The sequence below is a fragment of the Pantoea sp. App145 genome (genome assembly GCF_047947045.1).
GTDB lineage: Bacteria > Pseudomonadota > Gammaproteobacteria > Enterobacterales > Enterobacteriaceae > Pantoea.
This window is the reverse complement of the sequence record NZ_CP133293.1, coordinates 221,111-234,066: the sequence shown is the minus strand read 5'-3', so window position 1 is coordinate 234,066 and position 12,956 is coordinate 221,111. Positions and strand designations below refer to the sequence as shown.

The following is a 12,956-nucleotide window of genomic DNA, read 5'->3' as shown; positions in this document are numbered from 1 at the left end:
GTGCTGGCCTGCACCCTCGGTGGGCGGTAGCCAAAATAATTAAAAGTTATAGCTTATGCCTGTCCATAACGTAACTTGACCACTTTTACTCACCATAGGGCTGTCTTTGATTTCGTTATCAAAACGTGTATATCGCCCCGACAGGCTGGCATTCCAATTACTGCCGATTTGATAATTGGCATCTAATTCTAAATAAGGTGACCAGCTGTCATTCGGATCGTATTTTGATATACCACTGCGAGCACTTTCATGAGAAGAAACGCCATAGTAATATTTGTTCTGATTTGAGCTGTTCCACATGATTCCGAATCCTGGGGTTAGACTAAAATCCCCAAAATCGAAACGATACAAGTATGCAAGATCCCCAACAATACCGTTGCTATTATTTAATACATCGCCTAACAATGATGTTCGGATTATCCCCCAATCAGCAGTGTGTTGATAGTTTGCGCCTCCCATTAATGTCATACGGCGCTTATCCAATGCTTTCATGGCCCCAAAATCATTGTCTTTTGGTTTATATTGCTGTGGCGAACCCAGTAGTGTTAACGATAATTGGTTTGCAGAGTCTTTCCAAAGATAATACCCACCTTCCAAGCTATGGATCCAAAAGTTATCATTTTCATAATTAATGATAGGTACTGGTATGTATCGATCTTGTCCACCTCGATAAGGTGACTGGGCATAAATAACAGAAGCACCAAGAGACAAAGGGTCTGCATGTGATGGAAGAGCAATAAGCAGGCAGGAAGTACTAAAAAAAAACAAGGCTAACTTACAATTCATGGTACTGCATCCAGGCTATAGAATTAAAGGTTGCTGATTTTAATTAACTTTTTTGAAACTGCAAACGAAATAGCATCAAATGTTTAGTTTTTTGGTTTTATGGAAAATTCCAATCATTTCTGGACGTCACTATAGTGGTTTTTTCATTAATTTGTGAAAAGTGATTTGACTTATTATTTTATAATCTCCTGTTTTATGATTTTTTAGTACTCTCCTCTACTTATTAGAAGTCAATACTATAATAATAGTTATCAGGGGGGGTGTTTTCTGCACGTTCCGGAGACCATTTATGCATTCATATGAAGACCGGGCTTGGGCAGTTGAACTTTATTCAGGGGCGGCAGAAGACCTGCCACTATTGTCAGATGAACAGATTATCCCTCGGTTAAACATCTCAGTCACTGGTGGCGTATTTATAAATAAGCTGAGGACTTGTCAAAAGAATTGAAATCCAGGAAAAGATATTCACACGCCCAGAAAGTTTACGCTATTGAGCATTACCTTACATAGGATGGGCGTCTGGATTTCACACAGCGTGCGTTAACTGGGCTGCTCACCATATCGTTGTTAGCATGTTAGAATCTTCATCCACGAGATTCATGCTGAGCATCTCAGTTCAGCCAGGATGTGCACATATTTAGATAAAGTTATTCGTTCTTGATTTTAAAACTCTGCTTTACCCTGGTGGGCATTCATTACCGACCGGGAACATACATGCGCCTAACGTGGCTATTTATTACTTTACTTTCTGCCGGTGTAACCGCCGCCCGGGCCGTTGATGACGTGACCGTGGCATTGGCCATACCGTTAGCGGTTCACGATGGTGCGCCTTATGCGGCAGCACAGGAACTGGGATTATTTAAGCAACAGAATATTGCGGTCAAATTGGTGGTGTTTCAGGGTGCCGGGGCTTTGCTGCCGCAGGTCGCCAGTAAACGCGTCACGTTTGGTTTTCCCGTTTCTGAACCAGTGATCTCCAGCTATTTCAGCGGTAAAAATTCGTTGCCCTTGCGCTTCTTTTATAACGGCACGCCGTCACAAACCATGGAATATGCGGTATTGGCAGACTCGCCAATAAAAACGCTGGCGGATCTCAAAGGCAAAACCATCGGCGTCGGCGCATTGACGTGGGGTACCCTGCCTAACAGCCGTGCGGCTTTAAAAGTGGCGGGTCTCGAACCGGGGAAGAATGTTGAATTCGCAGCGGTCGGCGTTTTGGGGTCAGGATTCGTGGCGCTGAAGAATAAACGGGTGGATGCGCTAAACTTTAATAGTAGCTGGGACGATATTCTCGAGCTGTCCGGAACCCCAATTCACCGCATTGCCTACCCGGCTATTTTTCAGGAAACGGCCGGAAATGGCTTTATCGCTCACGAAGATACCTTTACTCAGCAGCCGGATCTGATTCGCCGTTTTGGTCGTGCCTACACCGAAGCGCAGTATGTTTGCGAAATCAATCCTGAATACTGTGTCAAAGCGTTCTGGCGACAACATCCCGAAAGCAAACCTGCCCATGCCGATGCGCGCGCCTTGGCTGATGCCACCACGCTGCTTTCCCGCCGTCTGCACCGCACGCTCTATCGCGAGGATGGCACGCGCCGAACGCCAGGAGAGTACGACTTGCCAGTTATCCGTGCCTCGATTAATGCCATGGCCAGGGTCGGGGAATTTCCCAGCGCCGATGTCCCGGTCGAGCGCATTTTCTCCAACCAATTTGTTGCTTCTTTTGATGACTTTGATAAGCAAGCGCTGAAAACGCGTGCGCTGGAGGCTAAATGAGTACTCAACTGATCGTTGAACCTGTGGATGGGCTGATTGACCAGCCTCGTCATATCTACGCAACGGGTCTGGCCGCAGGTAACGCTACGCTGACCACCGATTTTATCCATGCGGATGGCAGCCGGTGGCAGAGTCGCGCCACTTTTACTGTCGGTGAAAATGGCACCCTTGATCTAGATAGCGCGATTCCGCTTGAAGGCGACTGGCATCAGGCCGAGCCGGGTGCGCCGCTGTGGGCGTTACGAAAGCTGTCGGAGCCGGATGATGTGGAACTGTCCGAAAGTCTGGCCGCGCGACAGGTTACGCTACAGCTGGTGGATGCGCAGGGAACCCTCGTTCGTGCCCGCCTAAAACAGCGTTACCTGGCGGACGGCGTGACGCGCCGTGAAATCCGTGACGAGGGATTGTCGGGTACCCTGTTTTCTCCGCCAGGCTCGGGTCCGTTTCCGTTGGTGATCGTCCTTAACGGCTCCGGTGGTGGCGTGCCTGAAGCGCGCGCCGCATTATTTGCGGCACACGGTTATCAGTCGTTGGCATTGGGTTACTTTAAAGCCGCCGGAAGACCGGATTACATCTCTGAAACGCCACTTGAATATTTTCAGCAGGCGCTGGATTGGGCCGCTGGCGCGCTGCAACCGCGAGATGATTTTATCGCCGTTGCAGGACATTCGCGAGGCGGGGAGTTGGCGTTGCTACTGGGGGCAACATTCCCGGAACGCGTTTCGGCGGTGCTGGGCTATGTTCCCAGCGCAGTGATACATGGCACGCTGCGTGCTGGTCGTCCTGATGAACCGCGCGATGCCACTGCCTGGACATTTCAGGGGCAGGGATTGCGCAATATCTGGCAAAACAATCCTGCGGCGAACTGGCACGCCTTCGACTATCCAGGTAGCCCTGGTGAATCTATCAGACAAGCACCCGCCTTTGTAACGGTTGAACAGCATGAAGTGAGTTTGCAAGCTGCACGCATTCCCGTCGAACGGATTGCCGGGCCAGTCCTGCTGATTTCTGCCACCGATGACGGATTTTGGCCTTCGCATGATTATTGCCATCGCATCAGCGAAACGCTGCGCGCCAGCAAACATCGCTGGCCGGTCGAGCATGTTGAGAATCTGGGGGCGGGGCATGCGATTAGCTTCCCTTATGTTCCCACCACCGAGATTGCCCGCGTGCATCCGGTTGCGGGGGTGGTTATCGACGGCGGAGGCACGCCGCTGGCCAATGCGCAGGCCAATCGACGAAGTTGGCAGCGGGTACTGGCATTCCTGACGGCGGCCACTGCGGCCCGGGCCTATCACTCATGAGCGCAGCCTTACAACTCCAGGATGTCGCGCTAACCTATACAACGCGTGCGGGTAATATTTCGGCCTTAGCGGAGGTCAGTCTGGACGTCGCTGAAGGCGAGTTTGTGGCGATTCTTGGGCCTTCGGGTTGCGGTAAATCGACGCTTCTCAAACTCACTGCGGGATTATTACATCCCACTCACGGGCGCATCATGGTAGGTGCAGGGACGGTAACGCGACCCGGTAGGGAAACCGGCGTGGTGTTCCAGAAACCTAATTTTCTGCCGTGGAAAACCGTGCTAGCAAATGTGCTGATGCCAGCTAAAACGCTGGGATTGGTCGATGGATCTGCCCGGAAGCGCGCCCGCGAAATGTTGGCGATGGTAGGATTAGGGGAGTTTGCAGATAACTATCCTTTTGAACTGTCTGGCGGCATGCAGCAGCGCGTAGGCATTGCGCGTATGCTGCTGCACGATCCGCAACTGCTGCTAATGGATGAGCCTTTTGCTGCCCTGGATGCGTTAACCCGGGAAATGCTAATGCTGGAATTGCAGCGCATCTGGGAGCAGCAACGTAAATCCGTGCTATTTATTACGCACAGCATTCAGGAAGCGGTTTTTCTGGCCGATCGTGTGCTGGTCATGTCACCCAGACCAGGGAAAATTGTGGCGTCTCTCACCATCCCGTTGCCGCGACCGCGCACCCTTGAAACGCTGGGGCAGGGCGAATTTATGGTGCTGTGCCAGCATTTGCGTGGGTATTTTGCGCATGCGTAAAATGTCAGCGCTGTTGTATCCTCTGATCAGTTTGGGGCTGGTGCTGCTGGTTTGGCATCTGTCGGTTCGCATATTTTCGATTCCCGACTATTTGCTACCCGCGCCCGACGCGGTATTTGCGGCCTTGAGTCAGGGATTTGCCGATGGTAGCCTGTGGCCGCATATCGCCACGACATTGAGTGAAATTGCCGTGGGTTATCTGGCGGGTAGCGTGCTGGCGGTAGCGCTGGGAATCGCGCTGGCGGAATCAAAAACCTTCGAGCGTTTTGTTTATCCGCTGTTAGTGGCACTGCAGGCGATGCCCAAAGTGGCGTTGGGGCCGATCATTCTGGTGTGGTGCGGATTCGGCATGGCGTCGAAAATTGTATTGGTGACGCTGGTGTGTTTCTTTCCGCTGTTTGTTAACACCGTCAATGGCATCTGTCGTACTGATAAAGAATTACTGGATACCTGTCGGGCATTTTCTGCCTCGCGTCTCTATCTGCTGTTGCACGTCAAATTACCGTCGGCGGCAGGCGATATATTCTCCGGTTTACAAATTGGCGTTTCATTAGCGTTGATTGGTGCCGTCGTCGCCGAATTTTTATCGGCACAGAGCGGTTTAGGTTATTTAATTGCGTCAAGTTCGGTCAATATGAGCTTATCAACGATGTTTGCTGGCGTATTTTTACTGGCCATTATCGGCGTGTGCACTACGCAATTAGTGCGAAGCGTAAAACGGAAAATGGTTTTTTGGGAAAATGGCGATAGATAATGATTTTTCTGGTAAGGATAATCTAAATACGCATTTGATCATTAAATCGAACGTGAGATAAACATAGTGAAGCGTTAAGCCATTGATTGCTGTCTGAGCGAATTTTTATCTTTGAGGAAATCCGATGAGTAATTTACAAGAATATCTTATTGAAAAAAGAGCGGCGCTGTTGGCCAGAAATGCAGTACCTGTCGAGGATATCCAACCTGTGACGCTTACCGCTCACGCAACGGCGGAAGGACGCAGCGGCATCCGTCATATTCGTATTCGCGATCATCATATTATCAGTGACAGCCCGGCGGATTTTGCGGGCTATGATTTAGGCCCAGCATCACCTGAAATCTTCCTCGGCTCACTTTCCAGTTGCCTGACACATATTTTCCTGATTCATGCCGCCGACCGTCAAATTCCGCTGGAAAAACTGGAGGTTGAAGTACAGGCTGAGGTTGATCAACGTGGTGGAAAGGTGGCCGGCTTTGAACATGTGCCTTTTTATCCTTTTAATATTCGATATCAGGTTAAACTGGAGAGCAATGTCAGCGAGGAAGAAATTAATGCCTTGCAGGCTGCTGTCGAGCGCTGGTGCCCGGTGTTGAATTTAATTAAAAACCCCCAGTCATTGACCGGGAAAGTTGTGTATAGCCGCACCCAGGGATAAAGGCTGCCAATAAAACACTACTGAGACATATTATGAAAGCCATTGTATTACGTGCGCACGGTGATAATAACTTATTAACGCTGGAAAGCGATTTCCCCGATCCCGTGCCAGAGAAAAATGAAGTTCTCATTACAGTGAAAGCCTCTTCATTGAATTATCATGATGTTTTTACTCGTCGTGGAATGCCGGGGATAAAGTTGCAGTTCCCTGTGATTATCGGCCTCGATGTGGCTGGTGAAATAATTTCGCTTGGTGAAGATGTCGATGGCTGGAATATTGGCGATCGTGTCTTAGTTGATCCGGTAAACAGGATTGATGGCGGACTTATTGGTGAAACCCGCCACGGTGGATTAGCTGAATTATGCCGCGTTCCCCAACATCAGTTAATTAAACTACCGGATACGGTGTCATTTGCTGATGCGGCGTCGCTGCCTGTGGCTTATGGTACTGCCTGGCGCATGATGCAGAGTATCGGGCAAATCAAGCAAGGCGAGAAAGTCTTGATTCTCGGTGCCAGCGGTGGGGTAGGTGTTGCCGCCGTGCAGTTGGCGAAGCTGGCGGGTGCGTATGTGATCGCCTGCGCCGGAACGCCTGAAAAAGCAGACCGCCTGACGGCGCTGGGGGCCGATGAAATCATCCTCTATCGTGACGCTGATTTTATGAAAATTATTTATGAGCGCCACGGTAAACCTGCGCGTCGTCGTCATGCTGTTACACCGGGCGGAGTTGACGTGGTGGTGAATTTCACGGGCGGCGATACCTGGGTTAAATCGCTGCGCACGCTGCGTATTGGCGGCCGCTTGCTCACCTGCGGCGCGACAGCCGGTTATGCGCCACCCGAAGATTTGCGCTACATCTGGACGTTTGAATTGAAGATCTTTGGCTCCAACGGCTGGGAACGCGAGGATTTGCATGCGCTGTTAAGCTTGGTTGAACAAGGCAAACTCAAAACGGTGATTGATCGTCAGTGGCCACTGGCTGAAGGGGCTGATGCGTTAGCGGCACTTGAAGCACGCCAGGTATTTGGTAAGGCGGTGGTGGCATGACACAGCGCCTTGATGCACAACAGCTGGCTGATCGCTTCTATCATTCACCATTTATCCGCTGGCTCAATCTCAGCGTGAAAGAGGTGAATTATCATGCCCAGACCTTAACTGTGACCGTACCTATGCGGCCGGAATTCGAACGTAAAGCCGATTCCGGTCAATGGCATGGCGGACCTCTCGCTTCCATTATCGATACCGTCGGGGATTTTGCCCTTGGGATGCTGCTCGGGCAGGGCTTGCCTACCATCAACTTTCGCGTGGATTACCTGCGGCCCGCGATTCATACCGATCTCACTGTGGTCGCCACCGTTCGACGGTTGGGTCGCACCGTCGGCGTAGCGGATATTGATGTCTTGAATGATCACCAGCAAGTGGTGGCGATTGGCCGTGCGAGCTACGCCACCACCCTTTCTACGCCGGAAGATAAAAAATGAAATTTAATCAACAACGTCGCCGCTTGCTTACGCTCGCGGCGGGCGGCACCACTTTGGTTGCGGCCGCTAAACTCAGCGGATTCTCGTTGATCACCCACGCACTTGCGGCGTCAGTGAATGCCGATGTGCCAAAACGCGGCGGCACACTAGTGATCTCATGGGGTGGGCTGGAGCCACAGGCGCTGTATGTCCCCGGTGGTGGTGGCTCGGCACCCTTCCAGACATCGACCAAGATCCTCGAGCGTCTGTTGAAGCTGGATAGTGATTTAACCTTCCTGCCTGAGCTGGCAGAGAGCGTCACGCCCTCTATGGATTTTAAACGCTACACCCTCAAACTGCGCCAGGGTGTGAAATGGCACGATGGCCATGATTTCACCGCCGAGGACGTGGTGTTTAACGCTCTCGAACACTGGAAGGCGATCTCGGCGGGGATCGCCTTGAAGTCACTAACTGCGGCGCAAGCGGTTGACTCACATACGGTGACGCTGGATTTTGCTGTGCCGGTGCCCGAGTTCTTCCTGAAATCGACGTTGGCAGGACAGTATCAGCTGGTGCTGCCTAAACATCTGTATGCAGGTCAGGAGATTTTGACCAATCCGCTGAACAATCGTCCAGTGGGCACCGGACCGTGGAAGTATGGCAACTGGATCCGTGGTAGCTACGTCGAGTATGCGCGTAACGAGCAATACTGGGGGCAGGGCCAACCGTGGCTGGATAAGTTGATTGTTCGCTGGTGGGGTGATGCGGCGTCACGCACCGCGGCACTGGAAACTGGCGAATTACACGTTGGGTATTCTAATCCGGTGCCAGCTCGCGAAATTGAGCGACTGGTGAAAACTGGAAAAGTGGTGCTGGATACGCGCGGTTACGAAAACTCAGCGTGGACCGTCAGCGTGGAGTTTAACCAGCGACGCGACAACGTGAAGCGCCGCGAAGTGCGCCAGGCGCTGCTGCACGCCATTGATCGTCAGTTCATCATCAACACCATCTATTTTGGTCGCGGCAAAGCTGCCGTATCACCTATTTTTAGCAGCAATGCCTTCTTCTTTACTGACGATGTTCCGCTCTATGCTTTTGACCCAGAAAAAGCCAAACAGCTGCTCGATCAGGCTGGCTTACCGGAAAAAGACGGCAAGCGTTTTAGCGTCAATTTGCTGGCGGCGGCCTGGTTCGAAGAGAACGCCAAACTGGGGCAATATCTCAAGCAGGCGCTGAATGATGTTGGCATCGATGTTCGTCTGGATTCCGTCGACCGCGCGACGGCATTAAAGCGCATTTACAGTGATTATGACTACGACATTGCCATTTCCAACTTCACGGCCCCGATAGAGCCGGTGCCAACGGTGACTCAGTTCTATACCAGCGACGGCATCGTGAAAGGAGCCGCCTTCCGCAACGCCACCGGCTATCGCTCAGCTGAAATGGATCAACTGGTAGCGCAGATTACCGTGGAAACCGATGAGGAAAAGCGCAAGGGGTTAATCCATCAGTTTGCCCGCCTTGCCAGCACCGATGTGCCGATTGTGCCGCTGGTTGAAATGCAATCGTTCACGTTGGCTGCCAGCAACGTGCGCAATGTCACCACCGATGCCAACGTGCAGGGCGCCTCACTGAACGATATCTGGCTGGCGGTCGAACGATGATCAGGCTGATCGTTCGACGGGTTCTGCAGGGCATTCCGCTGTTGCTCGGCGTTATTGTCATCAATTTTATCTTGATAAAATCGGTACCCGGCACCCTGCTGGACGTGATGACCGCCGAGCAACAGGTTACCGACCCGGCGATGATTGCAAAATTGCGTCATCTGTATGGCCTCGATCAGTCGGTGCTGATGCAATTACTGAAATATATCGGCTCGGTCTTGCGCTTCGACCTCGGCTTTTCCTATCGACAAAACATGCCCGTTTTAGATGTGATCCTGACGCACCTGCCCGCAACGTTGATATTGATGCTGGCAAGCATCTTGCTGGCGGTGGTAGTTGGCGTCAGCGCGGGCGTGATGTCGGCCCTTCGCGTGAATACGCTGTGGGATACGCTGATCTCAGCCGCCGCCATCCTCTGCTTTGCAGCTCCGAGCTTCTGGCTGGGCATCATGATGATCATCTTTTTCTCGGTAAAGCTCGGTTGGTTTCCGGTGGGAGGCATGGAAACCATCGGCGCGAATCTGACCTTATGGAACCAGACGCTGGATATTTTCCATCATTTAGTGCTGCCCGGTGTCGCGTTGGGATTGTTCTACGCCGCCACCTACACGCGCGTGATGCGCGCTTCTATGCTTGAAGTCGGTCAAATGGACTTTGTCAGAACGGCGCGCGCTAAAGGTTTAGGGGGTGTCAGGATCATCATTCATCACACGTTGCGTAATGCATTGCTTCCGGTGGTGACGTTGCTGGGGCTTCAGCTGGGAACGGTGCTGGGCGGCAGTATTGTGATTGAAGCTGTGTTTAGTTGGCCAGGCATCGGTCAGGTGCTGTTTGACAGCGTGATGAGCCGCAATTATCCGTTGACGCTTGGCGTGCTAGTACTGAGTTCGCTGCTCGTCATTGTTATCAATATCATGGTCGATGTGCTCTATCTGCGCCTCGATCCGCGCATCAGGAGCTGAAGATGGCTACTGTAACCTCGATTCGACTGCCGGTTGCAGCACCGCGCCGCGGCTGGTTCAGGCAGTTTTGCCGTCATCGTGGTGGCATGTTGGGCACCTTGATCCTCGCACTAGTCTTGCTGGTGGCACTGGCGGCTGGCTGGATTTATCCCAGGGATCCGCTGCGTATCGTAGCCCTGCCGGAAATCTGGCCGTTTACTGATTGGCGCTATCCGCTGGGAACCGATTCATTAGGACGCGATATTACCGCGCTGATGTTACATGGTGCGCGGGCAACGCTGTTGATTGGTATCAGCGCCAGCGTTGCCGCTACCCTGATTGGTGTCACCGTGGGCGCCTGTGCGGCATGGTTTGGCGGCTGGGTCGATGAAGCGCTGATGCGCGTGGCGGAACTGTTTCAGATTATCCCCAACGTGGTGTTTGTACTGACCATCGTCTCGGTATTAGGGCCGCACATGATTAATGTGGTTGTTGCCGTTGGGCTGGTTTCATGGCAGCCGATTGCACGGTTGACCCGAGCCGAATTTCTTTCCTTCAAAGATCGCGAGTTTATCCTCGCCTGCCGTGCCAGCGGCATGAGCGCCTTTCAAACGGTCACGCGAGAAATTCTACCCAATGTGATGCCACCAGTGATCGTGTTGGCCTCATTGGTGGTGGCGGGCGCCATTCTGTATGAATCAGTGATTGCGTTTCTTGGCTTGGGCGATCCCAACCTTGCCAGTTGGGGACGGTTAGTCGGGGAAGGCCGAACGCTGATTCGTTCCTCCTGGTTCATCTGCGCTGTGCCGGGCGTAGCGATTATGCTTACCGTGCTGGCGCTGAATTTGCTGGGTGACGGTCTGAATGACGCGTTCAATCCCAAACTGCGGGAGCGCACATGAAACCCGTTCTCTGCGTCAAAAATTTATATCTGGAGCTGCGCTCCGGCGGGCAGCGTATTGATGCGCTAAACGATCTGTCATTAACGCTGCATGCAGGAGAAACGCTGGCGCTGGTGGGAGAATCTGGCTGCGGTAAATCACTAACCGCACTCGCGCTGATGGGGCTGTTACCCCAGCCCGCTCTGCGCATAAAGTCAGGTGAAATCCGCTTTCAGGGAAAAGACCTCACCCGCCTCAGAGAGCGTGAAATGCAGCGCCTGCGGGGATGCAAGATCGCCATGATTTTTCAGGATCCAATGAGCGCGCTCAATCCGGTCAAAACCGTCGGCTACCAATTGATGGAAGTATTGATTACCCATTTACGGCTAGGTCGTGCAGAGGCTTATCAGCGAGCGGTGGCATTGCTCAAGCGCGTGCACATTCCCGATGCCGAACGGCGCATGCAGGCATATCCGCATAACTTATCCGGTGGCATGTCGCAGCGGGTGATGATTGCGATGGCTATCGCCTGCCAGCCAGCAGTGTTGATTGCCGATGAACCCACTACCGCGCTGGATGTTACCATTCAGGCGCAAATCCTCACCCTGCTGAAAGAACTGCAGCAGGAAAATGGCATGGCGCTGCTGATAATTACACATGATCTGGGCGTGGTGGCCGCGGTGGCAAACCGTGTTGCCGTGATGTACGCCGGTCGCAAGATTGAAGAGGCGCCCCTGCTGAGCTTATTTGAACATCCGCAGCATCCTTATACCCAAGGTTTACTCAACGCCACGCCAACCAAAGGCAGCGCAGCGCAAAAACTATTTGATATTCCTGGCCGCGTGCCGCCGCTCAGTCAGTTACCTGCGGGTTGTTCTTTTTATGATAGATGCGCCTGCGCACAGCCGTTGTGTCGCCAACACCCCCCGGCGCTGAGAGCATTTGGCAGTGAACACATTGCCGCGTGTTTTGTTGCCGAACAGCAAAAAACTACCGCATCGCTGAAACGTGCTGGAGGAGGTTTATGAGTCATGTTCTTGCAGCGCAGAACCTGCAGGTGCGCTATCGCACCCGTGAAGGCTATGTTTATGCATTGTCCGGCGTGGATGTGTATCTAAACGCCGGGGAAACACTGGGGCTGGTGGGTGAATCGGGATGTGGAAAAAGCACGCTGGGCAAAGCCCTGATGCGGCTGATCCCGACGGAAGGATCCATTTCTCTCGATGACGTGGACATCAGCCTTGCCAGCGGCAAAGCGCTATTATCTTTTCGCCGCCATGTGCAGATGGTGTTTCAGGATCCACTGGGTTCTCTCAATCCCCGTCAATCCGTGGGCACCAGTATTGCGCGACCGCTGCAGGCTGCAGGCTGGAAAAAACCGCAGATCCGCGAGCGGGTAGAGGCATTGCTCGACCAAGTGGGATTATCGCCCGACGCGGCGCGGCGCTATCCTCACGAATTCTCGGGCGGCCAGCGGCAACGTATTGGCATCGCGCGCGCATTAGCGCTGCAACCTAAAGTGGTGATTTGCGATGAACCGGTTTCGGCATTAGACGTTTCGGTGCGGGCGCAGGTGATCAACCTGATGAAGGATATTCAGCAACGCACGCAGATTGCTTACCTGTTTATCTCCCATGATTTATCGGTGGTGGAGTATATTGCGCAGCGCGTCATGGTGATGTATCTCGGCCGTATCGTGGAGAGCGGGCCGACTGCTGAACTCTGGGGTCAGCCAGCTCATCCCTACACACAAGCCCTGTTGGCAGCAGCGCCGGTGGCCGATCCTCGCCATCTCCAGAGCGAGGTTTTGCTGCAAGGCGAATTACCCAGCCCGCTTTCACCTCCAACGGGCTGTGCTTTTCACACGCGTTGCCCGCACGCGCAACCGCTATGCATGCAAGAAACTCCTCAACTTTCCTTTATTTCATCTGAGCGTCAGGTGGCGTGTCATTTCCATCTGGGCTGAATTCGGAGC

General features: G+C 52.8%; 13 protein-coding genes. 12 read left to right on the top strand and 1 reads right to left on the bottom strand.

All coding sequences use genetic code 11. From position 1 onward, the window contains the following. Window positions 1-39: 39 nt before the first annotated feature. On the bottom strand, window positions 40-786 hold the full coding sequence (locus RCF31_RS25960) for a MipA/OmpV family protein (RefSeq protein ID WP_416414209.1): 747 nt from the start codon (window positions 784-786) through the stop codon (window positions 40-42). 714 nt (window positions 787-1,500) lie between these two features. Between RCF31_RS25960 and RCF31_RS25955 the strand changes: the two genes are divergently transcribed. The 12 genes from RCF31_RS25955 to RCF31_RS25900 all read left to right on the top strand — a co-directional run bounded on the left by RCF31_RS25955 (window position 1,501) and on the right by RCF31_RS25900 (window position 12,947). Further along, window positions 1,501-2,565 (top strand): ABC transporter substrate-binding protein, encoded by a 1,065-nt coding sequence (locus tag RCF31_RS25955; protein WP_416414208.1) that lies wholly within the window; start codon window positions 1,501-1,503, stop codon window positions 2,563-2,565. Beyond that, window positions 2,562-3,869, top strand: a complete 1,308-nt coding sequence (locus RCF31_RS25950) for an acyl-CoA thioester hydrolase/BAAT C-terminal domain-containing protein (protein ID WP_416414207.1) — start codon at window positions 2,562-2,564, stop codon at window positions 3,867-3,869. Before RCF31_RS25955 ends, RCF31_RS25950 begins: the two co-directional genes overlap by 4 nt. Further along, window positions 3,866-4,624: an ABC transporter ATP-binding protein gene (locus RCF31_RS25945; protein ID WP_416414206.1), complete on the top strand. Its 759-nt coding sequence runs from the start codon at window positions 3,866-3,868 to the stop codon at window positions 4,622-4,624. The genes RCF31_RS25950 and RCF31_RS25945 overlap by 4 nt, the downstream gene beginning before the upstream one ends. After that, on the top strand, window positions 4,617-5,378 hold the full coding sequence (locus RCF31_RS25940) for an ABC transporter permease (RefSeq protein ID WP_416414205.1): 762 nt from the start codon (window positions 4,617-4,619) through the stop codon (window positions 5,376-5,378). Before RCF31_RS25945 ends, RCF31_RS25940 begins: the two co-directional genes overlap by 8 nt. 124 nt (window positions 5,379-5,502) lie before the next feature. Then, the gene (locus RCF31_RS25935; RefSeq protein ID WP_416414204.1) at window positions 5,503-6,036 is read left to right on the top strand and encodes an OsmC family protein; all 534 of its coding nucleotides are present in this window, start codon (window positions 5,503-5,505) and stop codon (window positions 6,034-6,036) included. Between the two features lie 32 nt (window positions 6,037-6,068). Continuing rightward, window positions 6,069-7,082, top strand: coding sequence for a zinc-binding dehydrogenase (locus tag RCF31_RS25930; protein ID WP_416414203.1), 1,014 nt, complete (start codon window positions 6,069-6,071; stop codon window positions 7,080-7,082). Further along, on the top strand, window positions 7,079-7,516 hold the full coding sequence (locus RCF31_RS25925; RefSeq protein ID WP_416414202.1) for a PaaI family thioesterase: 438 nt from the start codon (window positions 7,079-7,081) through the stop codon (window positions 7,514-7,516). The genes RCF31_RS25930 and RCF31_RS25925 overlap by 4 nt, the downstream gene beginning before the upstream one ends. Further along, the gene (locus RCF31_RS25920) at window positions 7,513-9,159 is read left to right on the top strand and encodes an ABC transporter substrate-binding protein (RefSeq protein WP_416414201.1); all 1,647 of its coding nucleotides are present in this window, start codon (window positions 7,513-7,515) and stop codon (window positions 9,157-9,159) included. The genes RCF31_RS25925 and RCF31_RS25920 overlap by 4 nt, the downstream gene beginning before the upstream one ends. Then, complete coding sequence (locus tag RCF31_RS25915) at window positions 9,156-10,121, top strand: ABC transporter permease (protein WP_416414200.1); 966 nt, start codon at window positions 9,156-9,158, stop codon at window positions 10,119-10,121. Before RCF31_RS25920 ends, RCF31_RS25915 begins: the two co-directional genes overlap by 4 nt. Window positions 10,122-10,123: 2 nt before the next feature. Then, window positions 10,124-11,002, top strand: coding sequence for an ABC transporter permease (locus tag RCF31_RS25910; RefSeq protein ID WP_416414199.1), 879 nt, complete (start codon window positions 10,124-10,126; stop codon window positions 11,000-11,002). Next, window positions 10,999-12,009, top strand: a complete 1,011-nt coding sequence (locus RCF31_RS25905; RefSeq protein WP_416414198.1) for an ABC transporter ATP-binding protein — start codon at window positions 10,999-11,001, stop codon at window positions 12,007-12,009. Before RCF31_RS25910 ends, RCF31_RS25905 begins: the two co-directional genes overlap by 4 nt. Next, entirely contained in the window at window positions 12,006-12,947 is a 942-nt protein-coding gene (locus RCF31_RS25900) for an ABC transporter ATP-binding protein (protein WP_416414197.1), read from the top strand. Before RCF31_RS25905 ends, RCF31_RS25900 begins: the two co-directional genes overlap by 4 nt. The last annotated feature ends 9 nt before the right edge of the window (window positions 12,948-12,956 follow it).